Origin of the sequence: Pseudomonas sp. NFACC37-1, assembly GCF_900101575.1 — a bacterium.
GTDB classification, from domain to species: Bacteria; Pseudomonadota; Gammaproteobacteria; order Pseudomonadales; family Pseudomonadaceae; genus Aquipseudomonas; species Aquipseudomonas fluorescens_AA.
Map to the genome: position 1 here is coordinate 40,324 of NZ_FMUZ01000026.1, position 17,978 is coordinate 58,301.

General features: G+C 62.1%; 20 protein-coding genes. 6 read left to right on the plus strand and 14 right to left on the minus strand.

Annotated features, from left to right (window positions below):
• Window positions 1-122 precede the first annotated feature (122 nt).
• Entirely contained in the window at window positions 123-1,031 is a 909-nt protein-coding gene (locus tag BLP82_RS22370) for a DMT family transporter (protein ID WP_092173078.1), read from the plus strand.
• A gap of 121 nt (window positions 1,032-1,152) precedes the next feature.
• Here the strand turns inward: BLP82_RS22370 and BLP82_RS22375 are convergent, their stop codons facing one another.
• The 3 genes from BLP82_RS22375 to cysK form a co-directional block, all read right to left on the minus strand.
• Window positions 1,153-2,016, minus strand: a complete 864-nt coding sequence (locus BLP82_RS22375; RefSeq protein ID WP_092173081.1) for a DMT family transporter — start codon at window positions 2,014-2,016, stop codon at window positions 1,153-1,155.
• A 339-nt stretch (window positions 2,017-2,355) separates the two neighbouring features.
• Window positions 2,356-3,294: an aspartyl/asparaginyl beta-hydroxylase domain-containing protein gene (locus BLP82_RS22380; RefSeq protein WP_092173084.1), complete on the minus strand. Its 939-nt coding sequence runs from the start codon at window positions 3,292-3,294 to the stop codon at window positions 2,356-2,358.
• A gap of 355 nt (window positions 3,295-3,649) precedes the next feature.
• Complete coding sequence (gene cysK / locus BLP82_RS22385) at window positions 3,650-4,624, minus strand: cysteine synthase A (protein WP_092173087.1); 975 nt, start codon at window positions 4,622-4,624, stop codon at window positions 3,650-3,652.
• Between the two features lie 147 nt (window positions 4,625-4,771).
• Between cysK and BLP82_RS22390 the strand changes: the two genes are divergently transcribed.
• Window positions 4,772-5,848 (plus strand): DUF748 domain-containing protein, encoded by a 1,077-nt coding sequence (locus BLP82_RS22390; RefSeq protein ID WP_092173090.1) that lies wholly within the window; start codon window positions 4,772-4,774, stop codon window positions 5,846-5,848.
• Here BLP82_RS22390 and BLP82_RS22395 read toward each other — a convergent pair.
• The 3 genes from BLP82_RS22395 to BLP82_RS31735 are packed head-to-tail and all read right to left on the minus strand — an operon-like array spanning window position 5,845 to window position 6,628.
• Window positions 5,845-6,345, minus strand: a complete 501-nt coding sequence (locus BLP82_RS22395) for a DUF2442 domain-containing protein (RefSeq protein ID WP_092173094.1) — start codon at window positions 6,343-6,345, stop codon at window positions 5,845-5,847. The genes BLP82_RS22390 and BLP82_RS22395 overlap by 4 nt on opposite strands.
• The gene (locus BLP82_RS22400; protein ID WP_256576659.1) at window positions 6,333-6,527 is read right to left on the minus strand and encodes a DUF4160 domain-containing protein; all 195 of its coding nucleotides are present in this window, start codon (window positions 6,525-6,527) and stop codon (window positions 6,333-6,335) included. Before BLP82_RS22400 ends, BLP82_RS22395 begins: the two co-directional genes overlap by 13 nt.
• Window positions 6,482-6,628 (minus strand): hypothetical protein, encoded by a 147-nt coding sequence (locus tag BLP82_RS31735; protein ID WP_256576660.1) that lies wholly within the window; start codon window positions 6,626-6,628, stop codon window positions 6,482-6,484. The genes BLP82_RS22400 and BLP82_RS31735 overlap by 46 nt, the downstream gene beginning before the upstream one ends.
• A 133-nt stretch (window positions 6,629-6,761) precedes the next feature.
• Between BLP82_RS31735 and BLP82_RS22405 the strand changes: the two genes are divergently transcribed.
• Together BLP82_RS22405 and BLP82_RS22410 are read left to right on the plus strand one after the other, a co-directional pair.
• Entirely contained in the window at window positions 6,762-7,607 is an 846-nt protein-coding gene (locus BLP82_RS22405; protein ID WP_003184225.1) for an AAA family ATPase, read from the plus strand.
• Window positions 7,608-7,641: 34 nt separating this feature from the next.
• Entirely contained in the window at window positions 7,642-8,820 is a 1,179-nt protein-coding gene (locus tag BLP82_RS22410; RefSeq protein ID WP_003198888.1) for a vWA domain-containing protein, read from the plus strand.
• Window positions 8,821-8,924: 104 nt separating this feature from the next.
• Here BLP82_RS22410 and BLP82_RS22415 read toward each other — a convergent pair whose 3' ends face one another.
• The 7 genes from BLP82_RS22415 to BLP82_RS22445 all read right to left on the minus strand — a co-directional run bounded on the left by BLP82_RS22415 (window position 8,925) and on the right by BLP82_RS22445 (window position 14,838).
• Window positions 8,925-9,845, minus strand: coding sequence for a 5-oxoprolinase subunit C family protein (locus BLP82_RS22415; RefSeq protein WP_092173100.1), 921 nt, complete (start codon window positions 9,843-9,845; stop codon window positions 8,925-8,927).
• Entirely contained in the window at window positions 9,842-10,546 is a 705-nt protein-coding gene (gene pxpB, locus BLP82_RS22420) for a 5-oxoprolinase subunit PxpB (RefSeq protein ID WP_092173103.1), read from the minus strand. The genes BLP82_RS22415 and pxpB overlap by 4 nt, the downstream gene beginning before the upstream one ends.
• The gene (locus BLP82_RS22425) at window positions 10,543-11,295 is read right to left on the minus strand and encodes a 5-oxoprolinase subunit PxpA (protein ID WP_092173106.1); all 753 of its coding nucleotides are present in this window, start codon (window positions 11,293-11,295) and stop codon (window positions 10,543-10,545) included. The genes pxpB and BLP82_RS22425 overlap by 4 nt, the downstream gene beginning before the upstream one ends.
• 64 nt (window positions 11,296-11,359) lie before the next feature.
• Window positions 11,360-12,646 carry an MFS transporter gene (locus BLP82_RS22430; protein WP_060738732.1) on the minus strand — a complete coding sequence of 429 codons (1,287 nt, stop codon included), beginning with the start codon at window positions 12,644-12,646 and terminating at the stop codon, window positions 11,360-11,362.
• Between the two features lie 330 nt (window positions 12,647-12,976).
• Window positions 12,977-13,519, minus strand: coding sequence for a DUF2937 family protein (locus BLP82_RS22435; protein ID WP_039593345.1), 543 nt, complete (start codon window positions 13,517-13,519; stop codon window positions 12,977-12,979).
• Window positions 13,520-13,531: 12 nt separating this feature from the next.
• A complete protein-coding gene (locus BLP82_RS22440) occupies window positions 13,532-14,308 on the minus strand; it encodes a class II glutamine amidotransferase (RefSeq protein WP_053120116.1) in 777 nt (258 codons plus the stop codon).
• A gap of 32 nt (window positions 14,309-14,340) precedes the next feature.
• The gene (locus tag BLP82_RS22445) at window positions 14,341-14,838 is read right to left on the minus strand and encodes a hypothetical protein (RefSeq protein WP_053120114.1); all 498 of its coding nucleotides are present in this window, start codon (window positions 14,836-14,838) and stop codon (window positions 14,341-14,343) included.
• Window positions 14,839-14,973: 135 nt separating this feature from the next.
• Between BLP82_RS22445 and BLP82_RS22450 the strand changes: the two genes are divergently transcribed.
• Both BLP82_RS22450 and BLP82_RS22455 read left to right on the plus strand, forming a co-directional pair.
• A complete protein-coding gene (locus BLP82_RS22450) occupies window positions 14,974-17,028 on the plus strand; it encodes a S9 family peptidase (protein ID WP_092173109.1) in 2,055 nt (684 codons plus the stop codon).
• A 116-nt stretch (window positions 17,029-17,144) separates the two neighbouring features.
• On the plus strand, window positions 17,145-17,618 hold the full coding sequence (locus tag BLP82_RS22455) for a cyclic nucleotide-binding domain-containing protein (protein ID WP_057449793.1): 474 nt from the start codon (window positions 17,145-17,147) through the stop codon (window positions 17,616-17,618).
• A gap of 68 nt (window positions 17,619-17,686) precedes the next feature.
• Here BLP82_RS22455 and BLP82_RS22460 read toward each other — a convergent pair whose 3' ends face one another.
• On the minus strand, window positions 17,687-17,974 hold the full coding sequence (locus BLP82_RS22460) for a hypothetical protein (RefSeq protein WP_092173112.1): 288 nt from the start codon (window positions 17,972-17,974) through the stop codon (window positions 17,687-17,689).
• Window positions 17,975-17,978: the final 4 nt, after the last annotated feature.

The following is a 17,978-nucleotide window of genomic DNA, read 5'->3' on the forward strand; positions in this document are numbered from 1 at the left end:
CCTCGGCGGGTCATGCTTGTTATTGGCGACTGAGCTTAGAGGCCAATCACGCGCCAACGCAACCATTGCCATCGCTATGCAGGGCGGCGACACTTGCCACCCCATCAAGGAAGGAGTGGCTCGTGAACCTCGTCGATATCCTGCGTTTACTGTCATTGGCCGCCATCTGGGGGGCCAGCTTCCTGTTCATGCGCATCATCGCCCCCGTCATTGGCACCCTCCCCACTGCATTCTTTCGCGTGTCCATCGCCTTCGTCGGGCTGCTGGTGATCCTGGCCCTGATGCGCGTCGACTGGAATTTTCGCGGCAAGCTCAAAGTCGTGATGGTGCTGGGCCTGATCAACTCGGGCATTCCGGCCACGTTTTATTCGCTGGCGGCCCAGGTGCTGCCGGCCGGTTATTCAGCGATTTTCAATGCCACCACGCCATTGATGGGGGTGTTGATCGGCGGCTTGTTCTTCAGCGAACAACTGACCCCGGCCAAGGTCAGCGGTGTCTTCCTGGGGCTGCTCGGCGTTGCCATCCTGACCCGCGCCGGCCCGGTGGCCTTCGACCTGCAACTGTTGATGGGCGCCCTCGCCTGCCTGCTGGCCACGACCTGCTACGGCTTTGCCGGCTTCCTCACCCGGCGCTGGCTCGATCACCAGGGAGGCCTGGACAGCCGCCTCTCGGCCCTGGGCAGCATGTTCGGTGCCACGGTGTTCTTGCTGCCGCTGTTTGGTTACAGCGTCATCAGCCAGCCGCCGGCCAGTTGGGGCGGCTGGAGCGTCTGGTTGTCCCTGCTGGGGCTGGGCCTGGTGTGCACTGCGCTGGCGTACATTCTTTACTTCCGCCTGCTCAGCTCCATCGGCCCGGTCAAATCCATGACCGTGACGTTCCTGATCCCGCCATTCGGCGTGTTGTGGGGGGCGTTGCTGCTGGATGAGCCGTTGGGGATGGCGCATTTGTATGGCGGGGTGTTGATTGCGGCGGCGTTGTGGTTGGTGTTGAAGCCTGGGGTGGTGAAACCGGCTGAAGCGTCTGCCCGGTAATCCATCGGTGTGGCTTAATAGGCCATCGCGAGCAAGCTCGCTCCCACAAAAGGGCTGCGCATAACCCTGTGGGAGCGAGCTCGCTCGCGATGGCGGTGGTACACCCAGCGATGACTAAGGGCTAGCGGCTCTTACGAAACACAAACACCAACCCCACGATGATCAGCACCATCCCCAGCCAGCTCAACAACGCCAGCCGGTTGCCGAACACCAGGTAGTCCATGATCGCCGTCACCGCCGGCACCAGGTAGAACAGGCTGGTGACATTCACCAGGTTGCCCCGAGCAATCAAACGGTACAGCAGCAACGTTGCCAGCACCGACACCACCAGCGCCATCCACAGCACCGGCACGAAGAACCCCGTGCTGTATTCGAAGTGAAACGGCTGGAACGGCACGAACACCGCGCACAACACCAACCCGGCCAGGTACTGCACCGGCAGCGTGCCCAGTGGGTTATCGGTGATGCGCTTCTGCATGATGGAACCGGCCGTCATGCTCACCAGTGCCAGCAACCCGCACACCATCCCCGCCAGGGACATGCCGGCCAGGCCGATGCCCTGGTACACCACCATGACCAACCCGACCAAGCCCAGCACCAGGCCGAACATCCGCGACCAGGAACGCTGACGTTCCATGAGCACCACGGTCAGGATCGGTTGCACGCCCATCAGGGTGGCCATGACCCCGGGCGTGACATTCATTTGCAGCGCCAGCAGATAAAAAATCTGATAGGCGCCCAGCAGCACCAACCCGGTGGTCACCGCGTACAGCATCGGCTTGCCGGTCTTGGGCAGCTTGAACTTGAGCATGGGGATCAACAGCACCAAGGCGAACAGCGCGATGGCAAAACGGATCAGCAAAAAGGCGAAGGGGGAAGCGTGGGCCAGGCCCAGCTTGGAAAAGATCGCCCCGCTGCTCCACAGCAAAACGAACAGGCTCGTGGAAGCCGCCGCCAATAAGGCGTTTCTGGAAAGGAAAAACATGAATACCACCTGTAGTCAGGCAAAAAGCCAACTCAGCCGAAGCTGAAGTCCAGTAGTTTTTTCCGGGCGGGCACAGGGGATGGCAACCGTTGCCGATCAGCCCTGAATGCCAACACCCGGCGGTGATACGACGGCGTACACCGGTGGGCTACTGACAGGTGGAGGGTATTGACCGATCTGCGCAGGCTGCTGACTCCCACACGGCACGACGCCAGCGTTGAACGCTGGAACCACGACCGCGATGACAGGGGATGCAGGCATGAGCCGATCTCTTGAAGGGTGGGTTCGAAAACCCGAAGAGCGCCGACTATAACCAGCGCTCGATGGACTACGCAATATTTAAACGAACAACCAGTAGCCAAGCGCCGTCAGCACCGCCACCGCCAACACTGGCCGCATCACCCGGTAGGCCTTGGGATGCTTGCGCTTGAACTGCTTGACCCGGCCGCTGATGCCGTCACTGAACGACTTGCTCCAGGCATAGGCCCGGTTGATGCCACCGACGTGTTCTTCCTCCAGGTTCTGCGGCGCGGTGGCGCGGCCGAGGAACGCGCTGATGCTGCGGTTGAGGCGGGTCATCAGCCGGCTTTTCAGGGGGCGCTCGACATCGCAGAACAGAATTACGCGGGTCTGTGGGGTTTCGTTCTTGACCCAGTGCACATAGGTTTCATCGAACATGACGTCTTCGCCGTCGCGCCAGGCGTAGATCTGACCGTCGACGAAGATCCGGCAGTCATCGGAATTGGGCGTGGACAGCCCCAAGTGATAACGCAACGAACCGGCGAAGGGGTCTCGATGTGGATTCAGATGGCTGCCACCGGGCAGCAGGGCAAACATCGCACCGCGCACATTCGGGATCTGGTTGACCAGCTCGACGGTGCGCGGACACAGCATCTCCGCCGACGGCAGCGGTTTGTCGTACCACTTGAGGTAGAAGCGCTTCCACCCCTTCTTGAAGAACGAGCCGAAACCGGCGTCGTTGTTCTTCTCGGCGGCACGAATGTAACCCTCGTCGAACAGGTGCATGGCCTCGTCGCGAATGACTTGCCAGTTGTCCTTGAGCACATCCAGTTCGGGAAATTTGCTGCGATCCAGGTAAGGCTTCGAGGGCACGCCGGAGAACAGGTACATCAGGGCGTTATAGGGGGCGAACAGCGCCGAGTGGTTGACGAATTGCCGCAGTACCGGCAAACGCGCCTTGCCACGCAAATGCACATAAAGCGTACTGCCCAAAAACAGCAGCAACAGCGAGGCCTTGGCGACAAACGAAACGGTCATTTATAACTCCTTGTCCAAAACAACTACGCAACGCCATCAGCCCGACGCAGCGGCCGGCCATGTTATAGATCGTGGCCAGGCCAGGGAACCGCCCGGCACAAACATTCACTGTTGAGGATTACGCAACAATGTCCTTCTTAACATGCACGGCCTGAACCTTGGCTGACGCTGATCAACTTCCTGCTCACCACCCTGTGGCGAGGGGATTTATCCCCGTTGGGTTGCGAAGCGACCCTGAAACCTGACGGCCCAGCTATCGAGCCGGCTGAGTTGCTGGGGGACTGCTGCGCAGTCCAGCGGGGATAAATCCCCTCGCCACAACAAAGGTCCCTCCACCCTCGAAGTCCATTCACCGTTACTGCTGAGTCTCCTGCTCGGTAAACAAATCACTGAACAACATGCTCGACAAGTACCGCTCGCCCGAATCCGGCAGGATCACGACGATGGTCTTGCCCTGCATTTCCGGTTTTTCCGCCAGGCGCACAGCCACCGCCATCGCCGCACCACAGGAGATCCCACAGAGGATGCCCTCTTCCTGCATCAAGCGCAGGGCCATGGCCTTGGACTCGTCGTCAGTGACCCGCTCGACCAGGTCGACGATCGACAGGTCGAGGTTCTTCGGCACGAACCCGGCACCGATTCCCTGGATCTTGTGGGGGCTGGGCTTGATCTCATGGCCCGCCATCGCCTGGGTAATCACCGGCGAAACCTCAGGTTCGACCGCCACCGACAAGATCGGTTTGCCACAGGTGTTCTTGATATACCGCGAAACCCCGGTAATGGTTCCGCCGGTGCCCACGCCCGCCACCAGCACATCCACCGCGCCGTCGGTGTCGTTCCAGATTTCCGGGCCGGTGGTTTTTTCGTGGATCGCCGGGTTCGCCGGGTTATCGAACTGCTGCGGCATGAAGTATTTGGAAGGATCGCTGGCCAGGATCTCGGCGGCCTTCTCGATGGCCCCCTTCATGCCCTTGGCCGGTTCGGTGAGCACCAGTTCCGCCCCCAAGGCCTTGAGCACCTTGCGGCGCTCGATGCTCATGGAGGCCGGCATGGTCAGCATCAGCTTGTAGCCACGGGCGGCGGCCACGAACGCCAGGCCAATGCCGGTATTACCCGAAGTCGGTTCGACGATGGTCATGCCCGACTTGAGTTTGCCCGAGCTTTCAGCGTCCCAGATCATGTTCGCGCCGATCCGGCACTTGACCGAATACCCTGGGTTGCGCCCCTCGATCTTGGCCAGGATGGTCACACCGCGCGGCGCAATGCGGTTGATCTGTACCAGTGGCGTATTGCCGATGGAATGGGCGTTGTCAGCGAATATACGGCTCATGGCTGGGTCCTTGATGCGGCGAGAATTTAAGCCTTTAAAGGTATGCCTGTTGCCCACAGGCGTCCAGTTGCACCGAACGTTCCCGTTGTTGCGACAGTCAATGGCATTAGGAGGCGCCCCCCCAACAAACGCTGGAGAATGACTGACATGAAGCGTCGATATCGCTGGCCACTGTGGGTGTTCGCCACCCTCGTCGCGGTGCTGGTGGCCCTGCATTTCGCCCTGCCTTACCTGGTACGCGACTACCTGAACGATAAACTGGCCAATATGGGCGATTATCGCGGCCAGATCACCGACGTGGACCTGGCCCTGTGGCGCGGTGCCTATCGGATCAACGGCCTGGAAATCGTCAAGGTCGACGGCAAGGTCCCGGTGCCGTTCGTCACCGCACCGCTGGTGGACCTGTCGGTGAGCTGGCACTCGCTGTGGTACGACCACGCGGTGGTGGCCGAGGTGGAATTCGCCCGCCCCGAAGTAAACTTCGTCGACGGCGGAGCCAACCGACAGAACTCCCAGACCGGCCGGGGCACCAATTGGCGCGAACAACTGGGCAAACTGCTACCCATCACCTTCAACGAAGTGCGCATCCGGGACGGCAAGGTCACCTTTCGCAACTTCAACTCCAAGCCACCAGTCAACCTGCGGGCCACCGACGTCAACGCCAGCTTCTACAACCTGACCAACGTGGTCGACACCGAAGGCAAGCGCGACGCCCGTTTCGAGGGTAAAGCCTTGGTAGCCGAACATGCGCCCCTGGAAATGCAAGCCACCTTCGACCCCTTGAGCAATTTCGAAGATTTCGATTTCCGCCTGCGGGCCACGAACATCGAACTCAAACGCCTGAACGACTTTGCCGCCGCCTATGGCAAGTTCGATTTCAACGCCGGCCACGGCGACCTGGTGGTCGAGGCCGAAGCCGACAATGCCCGGCTCAGCGGCTACATCAAGCCTCTGCTGCGTGATGTCGATGTGTTCGATTGGCAGCAGGATGTGGAAAACCAGAACAAGAACATCTTCCGTTCGGTCTGGGAAGCGTTGGTCGGCACGGGCGAAACAGCCCTCAAGAACCAGCGCAAGAACCAGTTCGCCACCCGAGTGGAACTCAGCGGCAATGTTCACCAGCAGGACATCAGCGCCTTCGAAGCCTTCCTGCAGATCCTGCGCAACGGTTTCGTCCAGGCGTTCAACGCCCGTTATGAACAGCCACCGCCTTCGACCGACTAGGGTTTGCGCGTGACGGTGTAGCGGCCGATCGGTTCCGCCGCCGCGATGCCCGCGCCACGCTGCAGCGAGTCCCATCCCAAGCACGCGAGGGCCAGCGAACGAGGTACAGCCTCGCGCCCACTGCTATAGCGAGTGATGCTGCGAGTGCTGACCCCGAGGGCTTCGGCAGCCTTGTTCAACGGCAGGCCGGTACGGGCACGCCAATCGATGAAGATACGGGTATTTTCATCCACGGCATTCTGCGCCAGCGCATCCAGATACAAGGTATCGGCACCGATCTGGATATCCAGTTCGGGCCATTCCACGCTCCAACCATCATCCCCCAGGCTCGCACCTCCAAACGCAGCCTCTTTCAGCAAAGGCTGCAAGCCTGGGTAACGTTGCACGTCGGCACTCAAGTCCAGCGTCAATTGCTGCCCGTCGATGAACGTCAGTTCAAGACTGAACGGTAATAAGGCCTGCACGGCCAATAGCCGCGGCCGTTTCATGGGTAACATCGTTTCCAATCCTCCAACAGTTGCGCCTGGTGGACCCCGACCCAGTCCAGCGCTTCCTTGATGATCAACGGCGGCGCACGGCCCATCATCACTTCCACGGTCTCCAGGCTTAACATCACATCCACCCCACCACACGTCAGGTGAACATGGGGCGGTGGATGGTCTCGTTCACGCAGTTGAATGCGGTAAGTATTTTTAAATCGATATTTAGTAGACATGCGCCAAACATATCGCCAAATTGGCGATATGCAATACTGGCAAGCAGCCCAGACTGAGTCAACATGTGACGCTCCATTCAGAGACTGAATACAGCGTCTGCGTTCACAGTCGGCGGGGCCTCGCGTTATAGTCGGGCACGATATCTATTTCGCGCGCCCCGCCTCACCAGGCCGGCGACACCGTTCGAGGAATTGCAGATGAAGTTCGAAGGCACCAGCGCCTACGTGGCTACCGATGACCTGAAACTGGCCGTCAACGCCGCCATCACCCTGGAGCGGCCGCTGTTGGTCAAGGGCGAACCGGGCACCGGCAAGACCATGCTCGCCGAGCAACTGGCCGAGTCCTTCGGCGCGCGCCTGATCACCTGGCACATCAAGTCCACCACCAAGGCTCACCAGGGCCTGTACGAGTACGACGCGGTCAGCCGCCTGCGGGACTCGCAACTGGGCGTGGACAAGGTCCACGACGTGCGCAACTACCTGAAGAAGGGCAAGCTCTGGGAAGCGTTCGAGTCCGAAGAGCGGGTGATCCTGCTGATCGACGAAATCGACAAGGCCGACATCGAGTTCCCCAACGACCTGCTGCAGGAACTCGACAAGATGGAGTTCTACGTCTACGAGACCGACGAAACCATCAAGGCCAAGCAGCGCCCGATCATCATCATTACCTCCAACAACGAAAAAGAGCTGCCGGATGCGTTCCTGCGCCGCTGCTTCTTCCACTACATCGCCTTCCCCGACCGCGTCACCCTGCAGAAAATCGTCGATGTGCATTACCCGGATATCAAGAAGGACCTGGTCAGCGAAGCGCTGGACGTGTTCTTCGACGTGCGCAAGGTGCCGGGCCTGAAGAAAAAGCCCTCCACTTCCGAACTGGTGGACTGGCTCAAGCTGCTGATGGCCGACAACATCGGCGAAGCGGTGCTGCGCGAGCGTGATCCGACCAAGGCCATCCCGCCGCTGGCCGGCGCACTGGTCAAGAACGAGCAGGACGTGCAACTGCTCGAGCGCCTGGCGTTCATGAGCCGTCGCGGCACCCGCTGATCCTCTTCGTCCCACAAGAGCGAGGGCGATTGCCATGCTGCTTAACCTGTTCAACGAGATGCGCGCCGCCAAGGTGCCCGTGTCGGTGCGTGAACTGCTGGACCTGATCAACGCGCTGAAACAGCGGGTGATCTTCGCCGACATGGACGAGTTCTATTACCTGTCCCGGGCCATCCTGGTGAAGGACGAACGGCATTTCGACAAGTTCGACCGGGCGTTCGCCGCCTACTTCAACGGCCTGGAGAAACTCGACGACCACCTCCAGGCGCTGATTCCCGAGGACTGGCTGCGCAAGGAATTCGAGCGCTCGCTGACCGATGAGGAACGGGCACAGATCCAGTCCCTGGGCGGCCTGGACAAGCTGATCGAAGAATTCAAGAAACGCCTGGAAGAACAGAAGGAACGCCATGCCGGTGGCAACAAGTGGATCGGCACCGGCGGCACCAGCCCGTTCGGCTCCGGTGGTTTCAATCCCGAGGGCATCCGGGTCGGCGACGCCGGCAAACGCCAGGGCAAGGCCGTGAAGGTCTGGGACCAGCGCGAGTACAAGAACCTCGACGACCAGGTGGAACTGGGCACCCGCAACATCAAGATCGCCCTGCGCCGGCTGCGCAAGTTTGCCCGCCAGGGTGCGGCCGAAGAGCTGGACATCGACGGCACCATCGACCACACCGCCCGGGACGCTGGCCTGTTGAACATCCAGATGCGCCCGGAGCGACGCAACACCGTGAAGTTGTTGCTGCTGTTCGACATCGGTGGTTCGATGGATGCCCACGTGAAGATCTGCGAAGAACTGTTCTCGGCCTGCAAGACCGAGTTCAAGCACCTGGAGTACTTCTACTTCCACAACTTCGTCTACGAATCGGTGTGGAAGAACAACCTGCGCCGCACTTCCGAGCGCACCTCGACCCAGGATTTGCTGCACAAGTACGGCGCCGACTACAAAGTGATCTTCATCGGCGACGCCGCCATGGCCCCCTATGAAATCACCCAGGCCGGCGGCAGCGTCGAACACTGGAACGAAGAAGCCGGTTATGTGTGGATGCAGCGCTTCATGGAGAAGTACAAGAAGCTCATCTGGATCAATCCGTACCCCAAGGACACCTGGGGTTACACCGCCTCGACCAACATCGTGCGCGAGTTGGTGGAAGACCGGATGTATCCGCTGACCTTGCGGGGGCTGGAGGAAGGGATGCGGTTTCTGTCCAAGTAAGATTTTGGTTGCCTGTTCAGGCCTCATCGCGAGCGAGCTCGCTCCCACAGGGGATCTCAGTGTGACGAAGATCCACGGTGGGAGCGAGCTTGCTCGCGATGCTTTTAGCGGTCGAGAAAACTACGCAGACACTCCACCTGCTGCCGATGCGCAACCTCCTGCACCACCGGCCGCAACCGCACCTGCGCCCCCGGCAGGCATTGCGCCAGGCGGGCCAGGGCCAGTGGGGTCAAGGCGCCCAGGCGTGGATAACCACCGATGGTTTGCCGGTCATTGAGCAGCACGATCGGCTGGCCATCCGGCGGCACCTGCACAGCGCCCAGGGGGATGCCTTCGGAAATCATCGCCGCCCCCTGATACTCCAGCGCCGTGCCCAGCAAGCGCATGCCCATGCGGTCGGCGCGACTGTCCAGCGTCCACGGGGTGTTGAACGCGTCGAACAGACTCTGCCCGCTAAACGCGCCATTTTGCGCCCCCAGGATCAGGTCCAGCGGTTGCGCTTGCTGGAAATCCGGAATCCGCGTGTGCGGCATGGGCCGCGGCGTCGCCGTGCCTGAATAGCTCAAGTGCTCGCCGCGACTCAGCGCCCGCCCCCGTCCATCCAGGCCACCCAGTTCCTCGCGCACCACCGTCGCCCGGCTGCCCAGCACCGCAGGCGCATTGAAACCGCCAGGGGCCGCCAGGTAGGCCCGGGCACCGAGCACGGGCTGGGTGAGCGCCAGCACCTGGCCCTTGCGCAGGCTGAAGAAGCGCCACGACGCCACACCCTGACCGTCTATTCGCGCGCCCAGGTCCGCCCCGGCCAGCGCCAGCACGCAATCCTCTTCGGCCACCACGGTAAAACCGCCGAGGGTAATCTCTACCACCGCCGCGTCCAGGCCATTGCCGAGCATCCAATTGGCCCAGGCCATCGACAGCCAGTCCGCCGCCCCGCCCTGGGTCACGCCCAGGTGCCTCACGCCGAAGCGGCCGGTGTCCTGCAACAGGCACAGCGGTGTGCTGGCCTCGATCAACAACCGGCTCATGCCTGGGCCTCCAGCGGTGTATCGTCGCCACCCAGCGCGATGAATTCGGTATGGTCCACGGGGGCAAAACGCACCGTGTCCCCCGGCTGCATCAGGCTGTAGCCGTCGCGCTCACGATCAAACAGTTTGGCCGGGGTGCGACCGATCAGGTTCCAGCCGCCGGGCGACACCACCGGATACGCCGCGGTCTGGCGCTCGGCGATGCCGACACTGCCTGCGGCCACGCGCTTGCGCGGCGTGTCGAGGCGCGGTGCAGCCAATGCTTCGTCCACCAACCCCATGAAGGCGAAACCGGGGGCGAAGCCCAGGGCAAACACCTGGTACTCGCGTTCACTGTGGCGACGGATCACCTGGGCGACCGTCAAGCCACTGCGGCTCGCCAGCAGCGCCAGTTCCGGCCCGACGCTAAGGTCGTACCACACCGGCAACACGTGGCATTGACCGGCGGACCGGGCATCCGGGGAAAGGTGATGCAGCGCCTCGTCGATCAAGTCGCGGGCCTGGGCCGGGCCCAGGGCGAGCAAGTCGTAATGCACCATCAAGGTGGTATAGGACGGCACCAGATCGATCAGATGTCCGGCAAACACCGCTCGCAGGCGCTCGCTGGCGGCGAGCATCCAGGGCATGTTGGCCTCGGCGATCTCGTCGAACAGCCGCACCATCAGGCAGTCCACCGCCACCACTTCCAAGCGTGGTTTCATGGCGCACGCTGCCGGTCCAGGGCTTCGCGGATGCGTTGCACGGCCGCCACGGAACTGGCGTTGTCACCGTGCACGCACAAAGTATTGGCCTTCAGGTGCAAGGCGCTGCCATCACTGGCGGTCAACGCATCGCCGCGGGCAATGGTCAGGGCCTGCCCGATAATGACCTCGGGATCGTGGTGCACCGCGCCCGGTGCTTGCCGCGAAACCAGGCGGCCGGCGCTGTCGTAGGCGCGATCGGCAAAGGCTTCGAACCACAGGGTCAGGCCGTACTCATCGCCCAAGGCCTGGGCGGCGCTGTTGTCCCGGGTCGCCATGAGCATCAGCGGCAGTTGCCGATCATAGGCCGCGACAGCCTGGATCACCGCGCGCAGTTGCGCCGGGTTGGCCATCATGTCGTTGTACATCGCCCCATGGGGTTTGACGTAGCTGACCCGCCCGCCCTGGGCCCGGCAGATGCCGTCGAGGGCGCCGATCTGGTAATGCAGCAAGTCCTGCAACTCCTGGGCGCCATAGGCCATGGAACGGCGGCCAAAGCCCGCCAGGTCTTGATAGGCCGGGTGTGCGCCGATCCGCACGCCGTGGCTCAGGGCCAGGCTGACGGTCTTGCGCATGATGCCCGGGTCGCCGGCGTGGAAGCCGCAGGCGATGTTGGCGCAATCGATGAAGGGCATCACCTCGGCGTCCAGACCCATGGTCCAGCTGCCGAAGCTTTCGCCGATGTCGCAGTTCAATAGCAGGCGGTTCACGGTGAACGCTCCTGTAGGTTCTTTCTTTGTTTAACTGTGGGGCACGTACCCCACAGGTTATCAGTTACTCGGCTTCCAACTGCTTGCCTTGGGTTTCCGGCAGGCTCAGGGCCGCCAGGATCACCACGCCATAGGACACCGCCGCGAACGCCCCGATACCCACGCTCAGCGGCACCTTCTGGCTCAAAATACCGATCAACAGCGGGAACAATGCCGCCACCGCCCGGCCAATGTTGTAGCAGAAGCCTTGGCCCGAACCACGAATGCGCGTAGGAAACAGTTCGGTGAGGAACGAGCCCATGCCGCTGAACATGCCCGACGCGAAGAACCCCAAGGGGAAGCCCAGCCAGAGCATCACGTTATTGCTCACCGGCACCTGGGTATACAGCAGGACGATGGTGAAGGAGCCGACGGCGTACAGGACGAAGTTCTTTTTGCGCCCCAGGATGTCCGACAGGTACGCACTGATGACATAGCCCACGTAGGAGCCGACGATCACCATCGCCAGGTAGCCGCCGGTGCTCAAGACACTCAGGCCGCGCTCATTTTTCAGGAACGTCGGCAGCCAGGAGGTGATGGCGTAGTAACCGCCCAGGGCACCGGTGGTCAGCAGCGAGGCGCGAAGGGTGGTGAAGAGAATGCCGGGGGCAAAAATCTCGTAGAACTTCGCTGGGTTTTCCGGCGTCAGCCGGGCCTTGGTCTGGTTATAGACTTCCGGATCCTTGACCAGTCGGCGGACGAAAATCACGAACACTGCCGGTACGATGCCGAGGATGAACAGTGCGCGCCAGGCGTCTTCCGGCGGCAGCACCGAGAACAGCAGCGCATACAGGATCGCCGTCATGCCCCAGCCCAGCGCCCAGCCCGACTGCACCATGCCCACCGCCTTGCCACGGTCCTTGGCACGGATCACCTCGCCCATCAACACCGCACCAGCGGTCCACTCGCCACCAAAACCGAAACCCATCAGTGTGCGCGCGATCAACAGTTGTTCGTAGTTCTGGGCAAAGCCGCACAGGAAAGTGAAGAAGGCAAACCACAGCACCGTCAGTTGCAGGGTGCGCACCCGACCGATCCGGTCGGAGAGAATGCCCGCCACCCAGCCGCCAATGGCCGAGGCGATCAAGGTACTGGTGTGGATCAGGCCTGCCTGGCCGGTGGTGATGCCCCACATCGCGATCAGGGTCGGCACCACGAAACTGAGCATCTGGGTGTCCATGCCGTCCAGGGCGTAGCCGATCTTGCAGCTCCAGAAGGTGCGACGTTCCTGCTGGTTGATGTTGCGATACCAATCGAACGGGCCAGAACGGGCCTGGGGTTGGGGGACGCCGAGCGTGTCGGGTGCACTCATGGGGGTTCTCCACGGTTTTATTGTTGTGAGTCTCGACGACGCTGACGTGGAGACCGTTGCCCCGATTCTTGAGCGCGCGGCCGATCCCGTCCAACGAATAAAACCTTGGCTGGGTCATAAGAAAAATTTGATTGGGTAACACGCAGGGCCTGAACACCGTTGTGGCGAGGGGATTTAGCGAAACGTCGCACCGCCCCGCTGGGGCGCGAAGCGCCCCCTTACAAGGCCACCACATATGTCAGGCGGATCATTTCTATTGCTGCATTGGGGGGCTGCTTCGCAGCCCAGCGGGGATAAATCCCCTCGCCACAACAGCAAGGCCACTGTTGGCTACAACCCCCGCAGGTCCCGTTCTTCAATCGGCCGGCCCTGGCGCAGGCGCTTGCCGCCCAACACCACCCAATCGATCAGGCGGAACAGGCATTCCAGGCCGAACGACAGCAACATCGCGCCGCTGATGCCCCAGATCATGGCTTCGGGGGTCAGCAGGATCTGATAGCTGTAGCCGTTCCAGGTCTCCTTGCGGATGTCCGGATCGGCGGCCAGGGCCACTTGCAGCAGGCGGATGTACCACGGGCCCTGCATGGCCTGGAATTGTTTGTCTAGGGCCTGTTGGCGCACGAGCAAGGTGTTCAGGCTGTCGGCATCGCTGCGAAAGATCGGGTCTTCGCTGGCGCGGTAATGGGCCACCAAGGCCTGCATGTCGCCCTTGAAGAACTGGTTGGCGGTGCCCTGGAAACCTTGCAGGCCGGTCTGCGCCTCGATCAGGTGAGCCTCGACCCGCTTGGCGTAATCATTGATGAAGCCCGGCACCTGGACCCCAACCAACAGGCCCACTGCGAACAACACCAGCCGTAGATAACTGAGCAACATAGCGTGACGTCCTTATTCGGTCCGGCCGTGGCTGACGCATTCGCCGCGTCGCCACAGGCTCCATTGGCCCGGTTCGTAGCGGGTCCAGGTTTCGTTTTCGGTCAAGGGCTCGGTGGCGATCACCGTGACCACGTCGTTGGGCGTGGTTTCCGCCTGGAAATCGACAATCACATCCACGTCCTTGAGCCGCGCCGGGCCGAACGGCGCACGGCGGGTGATCTGGGCCAGTTTGGTCGAGCAATAGCAGAACAGCCAGTCGCCATCGCTGAGCAGGCAGTTGAACACGCCTTTGCTGCGGTATTCGGTGCAGGCCTCGATCAACGACGGCAGCAGCTGCTCTACCTCCACCGGCTCCGGGAAGGCCTGGCGCACGCGGTTGAGCAAATCGCAGAATGCCGCTTCGCTGTCGGTGTCGCCCACCGGGCGGTAGAAGCTCACGCCCGGTTGGAAATCGGCCAGCTGGCCGTTGTGGGCAAAACACCAGTTGCGGCCCCACAACTCACGCACGAAGGGGTGGGTGTTGGACAGGCAGACTTTGCCGACATTGGCCTGGCGAATATGCCCGATCACCACTTCGCTCTTGATCGGATAGCGCTGCACCAGATTCGCCACCTCCGATTCGCTGCTGGCGGCCGGGTCCTGGAACAGGCGCAGGCCACGACCTTCATAGAAGGCGATCCCCCACCCGTCCCGGTGCGGCCCGGTCTTGCCGCCGCGCTGCATCAGCCCGGTGAAGCTGAACACGATGTCGGTCGGCACATTGGCGCTCATGCCCAGTAACTCACACATGCTCGAACTCTCGCTTCAAGGGGCAGGCCTGCTTACAGGCGCGGTTCGATACGCGAACGCTGGGGGTTGCTCGGCACGGGCGGGCGACCGTAGCGGTCATCACCGGCCACGCCGAACGGTGGTTCGTCCTCTGGCTCATCGGCCGCGGCGGCGGCTTTGGCGGCGGCCGCCCGTTCCTTGCGGGCGTTGGCGGCGCGCTCGATGGGGAAGCGGATCAGCACGATCACCAGGTAGAGGCCGAAGGCAATCATGCCGTACATGAGCAGATCGGACGCCGCCCGCCAGACGTTGTTGCCGACCTTGAACAAGATGTCCAGGGCGACAATGGCCAAGGCCGGGGCAACTTTGTCCTTCACCGGGTCGACGACGGTGGGGCTGAACAGCAACACCGCCATCAGCAAGCGCAGCGGCTCGCGCAACCAGCGCCACATCCAGCGGGTCATGCGCATCCACACCAGCAGGCAGCCCAGGGCAGCGAAGGCGTAGAGGCCCCAGGCGATCAGATAGTCATTCTCGGTCATGGTGTCCATGGCAAGGCAGGCAAAGAGACGCTTATAGTAACGGCTTTTCGCGCGTCAGGCTGCCCCGGCGTCTGGCGAATGGCCTGTGTGGTGGCTTCTGTCCAGGCCGCGTGTCCCTTTTCGTACAACGTTCGAGAGCCTTTCATGTCCCTATCTGCCCACGTTTCCAACGCCCCGATTGCCCGCAGGGACGCCGGTGTTGACCCGTACGCCTGGCTGCAGGAGCGCGACACCGACGCCGTGCTCGACTACCTCAAGGCGGAAAACAGCTATCAGGAGGCGCAACTCGCCGATCAGGCCGAATTGCGCGAAACCCTGTTCCAGGAAATCAAGGGCCGGATTCTCGAGACCGACCTGTCACTGCCCTCACCCTGGGGCCCCTACCTGTATTACACCCGCACCACGGCCGGCGACGAATACCCGCGCCACTACCGCTGCCCACGTCCGGCCGACGACAGCCTGAGCGTGGACGAAAGCCACGAACAACTGCTGCTGGACCCGAACGCGCTGGCCGGCGGCGAATTCTTTGCCCTGGGCGCCTTCAGCATCAGCCCCGACCACCAGCGCCTGGCCTACAGCCTGGATACCACGGGCGACGAGATCTACACCCTGTTCGTCAAGGAATTGTCCAACGACAAGGTCAGTGAACTGTCCTTCGACAATTGCGACGGCAGCATGACCTGGGCCAACGACAGCCTGACGCTGTTTTTTGGTGAACTGGACGACACCCATCGCCCCCACAAACTCTGGCGCTATCGACTGGACGGCACTGCCGCCGAAGAAGTGTTCCATGAGCCGGACGGGCGTTTCTTCCTGCATTGCTATCGTTCGAGCTCGGAAAAGCAACTGATCCTGTCCCTGGGCAGCAAGACCACCAGCGAAGTCTGGGTACTGGACGCCGCGCAACCGCAACAGCCCTTCACCTGCCTGGCGCCACGCCTGGAAAACCACGAATACGACGTCGACCACGGCCTGCTCGATGGCCAATGGACCTGGTTGATCCGCAGCAACCGCGACGGAATCAACTTCGCCCTGTACCAAGCCGCCGACACCGGCGTGGCGCCGACCGAAGCCGACTGGCAGAACCTGATCCCCCACAGCGATACGGTGATGATCGACGGCCTGAGCCTGAACGCCGGTGCCATGACCTTGAGCCTGCGTGAGGGCGGCCTGCCGATCATCGAGGTGCATCCCCAGGACTTGCCGGCATATCGGGTGAGGTTGCCGGACGCGGCCTACAGCCTGCATGTGCAGAACAGCCTGGAATTCGTCAGCGATCGCATTCGCCTGCGCTACGAGGCCCTGAACCGTCCGGCACAGATCCGTCAGTTGGACCTGGCCAGCGGCGAACAGGTCGTACTCAAGCAGACCCCGGTGCTGGGCCCGTTCGATGCCGATGCCTACGTCAGCCAGCGGCTGTGGGCGACGGCGCCAGACGGCACACAAGTGCCCATCAGCCTGGTGGTCAAACGCGAAGCCCTCGGCCGGCCGGTGCCGCTGTACCTGTACGGCTACGGTGCTTACGGTGAAAGCCTCGACCCGTGGTTTTCCCATGCGCGGCTGAGCCTGCTCGACCGCGGCGTGGCGTTTGCCATTGCCCATGTGCGGGGCGGCGGCGAGCTGGGGGAAGCCTGGTATCGCGCCGGTAAACAGGAACACAAGCACAACACGTTCGGCGATTTCATCGCCTGTGCCGAGCATTTGATCGCCAACGGTTTCACCACCGCCGAACAACTGGCAATCAGCGGCGGCAGCGCCGGTGGCCTGCTGATCGGCGCAGTGCTCAACCAACGCCCGGAGCTGTTCAAGGTCGCGATTGCCGAGGTGCCGTTCGTCGATGTGCTCAACACCATGCTCGACCCGGACCTGCCGCTGACCGTCACCGAATACGACGAATGGGGCAATCCAGAGGAGCCGGACGTTTATGATCGGATCCGGGCCTACGCCCCGTACGAAAACGTCCGCGCCCAGGCGTACCCGGCGTTGCTGGTGATCGCCGGTTACAACGACAGTCGCGTGCAGTACTGGGAAGCGGCCAAGTGGGTGGCGAAATTGCGCGCCACCAAGACCGACGACAACCCCCTGCTGCTCAAGACCGAACTGGGCGCCGGCCACGGCGGAATGAGCGGGCGCTACCAGGGATTGCGTGACGTAGCGCTCGAATATGCATTTGTCTTGAAGGTTTTGGGGTTGGGTTGAGGAACTCTGTGGGATGGCCGGGTCTTAGCTCCATGCGCTGGGCATCCCAGATCAAATAACAAGGGTTCTTCTTCAATCCAACCCCGTAGCAGACACAAGAAAAAGACCGTGCCAACATGTCAGAACCGACCTTACTGAATAAAGAAATCCGCGACTGGCTGATGGACTGCGGTCTGTTCGACCAGTTACTGCCCGTCGACTTCGCCGCCGCGTCGGGCTATTTCAGCATCAGCGCCATCGCCGAGGGCGAAGCGATTTTCCATGAGGGCGATGCCGGCAGCTTCATGTGCATCATCCACACCGGCCAGGTGGCCGTGCAGAAAACCGGTCCCGACGGCCAACCCGTGACCATTGCCACACTGCGCAGCGGTCGGGCCTTCGGTGAAATGGCCGTGCTCGACGGCGAACGGCGCTCGGCCAGTTGCATCGCCGCCAGCGATTGCCAGTTGCTGAACCTGGGCAAGGACTCCCTGGAAAAAATGCTCAACGACGCCCCCAAGATCGCCGCCAAGATCATCCGCGCCCTCGCCGTCTCCCTGTCCAAGCGCCTGCGCATGGCCGACGGGCAGTTGTTGTCGCAGCAGGTCTGACAACAACACATAAACCCTGTGGGAGCGAGCTTGCTCGCTCCCACAGGTTATTGCGTCATCTTGTCGATTTATCCCCCCGGCGACTTGGCCTTCACCGGCTTCGGCTCCAGGCCCGGTATCGGCTGGTCCTTGGGCGGCTTGGGCATTTCAATGGGCGGCAGCAAGGGCGGCCCACCGCTTCCGGTGCCCGCCTTGGGCACACCGTTGGGCGTGACCGGCGGATACGGCATCGGGGTGGCGGTGCCCGGCGAGCCGGGGATGCTCGGCGGGTTGACCGGAATCGTCGGTTGTTGAGCCTGGGCGCAACTTATTGAGAGCGCCGCCAGGGCAATGGCCGTTAGAATGATGCACTTCATCAAT

Bases quoted from the DNA above. Each gene is read 5' to 3' on its own strand.
- BLP82_RS22450 (WP_092173109.1), top strand. From the start codon at position 14,974: ATGTCCCTATCTGCCCACGTTTCCAACGCCCCGATTGCCCGCAGGGAC.
- BLP82_RS22445 (WP_053120114.1), bottom strand. From the start codon at position 14,838: ATGGACACCATGACCGAGAATGACTATCTGATCGCCTGGGGCCTCTAC.
- BLP82_RS22390 (WP_092173090.1), top strand. From the start codon at position 4,772: ATGAAGCGTCGATATCGCTGGCCACTGTGGGTGTTCGCCACCCTCGTC.
- BLP82_RS22440 (WP_053120116.1), bottom strand. From the start codon at position 14,308: ATGTGTGAGTTACTGGGCATGAGCGCCAATGTGCCGACCGACATCGTG.
- BLP82_RS22430 (WP_060738732.1), bottom strand. From the start codon at position 12,646: ATGAGTGCACCCGACACGCTCGGCGTCCCCCAACCCCAGGCCCGTTCT.
- BLP82_RS22405 (WP_003184225.1), top strand. From the start codon at position 6,762: ATGAAGTTCGAAGGCACCAGCGCCTACGTGGCTACCGATGACCTGAAA.
- BLP82_RS22375 (WP_092173081.1), bottom strand. From the start codon at position 2,016: ATGTTTTTCCTTTCCAGAAACGCCTTATTGGCGGCGGCTTCCACGAGC.
- BLP82_RS31735 (WP_256576660.1), bottom strand. From the start codon at position 6,628: ATGTTGACTCAGTCTGGGCTGCTTGCCAGTATTGCATATCGCCAATTT.
- pxpB (WP_092173103.1), bottom strand. From the start codon at position 10,546: ATGAAACCACGCTTGGAAGTGGTGGCGGTGGACTGCCTGATGGTGCGG.
- BLP82_RS22380 (WP_092173084.1), bottom strand. From the start codon at position 3,294: ATGACCGTTTCGTTTGTCGCCAAGGCCTCGCTGTTGCTGCTGTTTTTG.
- BLP82_RS22415 (WP_092173100.1), bottom strand. From the start codon at position 9,845: ATGAGCCGGTTGTTGATCGAGGCCAGCACACCGCTGTGCCTGTTGCAG.
- BLP82_RS22435 (WP_039593345.1), bottom strand. From the start codon at position 13,519: ATGTTGCTCAGTTATCTACGGCTGGTGTTGTTCGCAGTGGGCCTGTTG.
- cysK (WP_092173087.1), bottom strand. From the start codon at position 4,624: ATGAGCCGTATATTCGCTGACAACGCCCATTCCATCGGCAATACGCCA.
- BLP82_RS22395 (WP_092173094.1), bottom strand. From the start codon at position 6,345: ATGTTACCCATGAAACGGCCGCGGCTATTGGCCGTGCAGGCCTTATTA.
- BLP82_RS22455 (WP_057449793.1), top strand. From the start codon at position 17,145: ATGTCAGAACCGACCTTACTGAATAAAGAAATCCGCGACTGGCTGATG.
- BLP82_RS22410 (WP_003198888.1), top strand. From the start codon at position 7,642: ATGCTGCTTAACCTGTTCAACGAGATGCGCGCCGCCAAGGTGCCCGTG.
- BLP82_RS22460 (WP_092173112.1), bottom strand. From the start codon at position 17,974: ATGAAGTGCATCATTCTAACGGCCATTGCCCTGGCGGCGCTCTCAATA.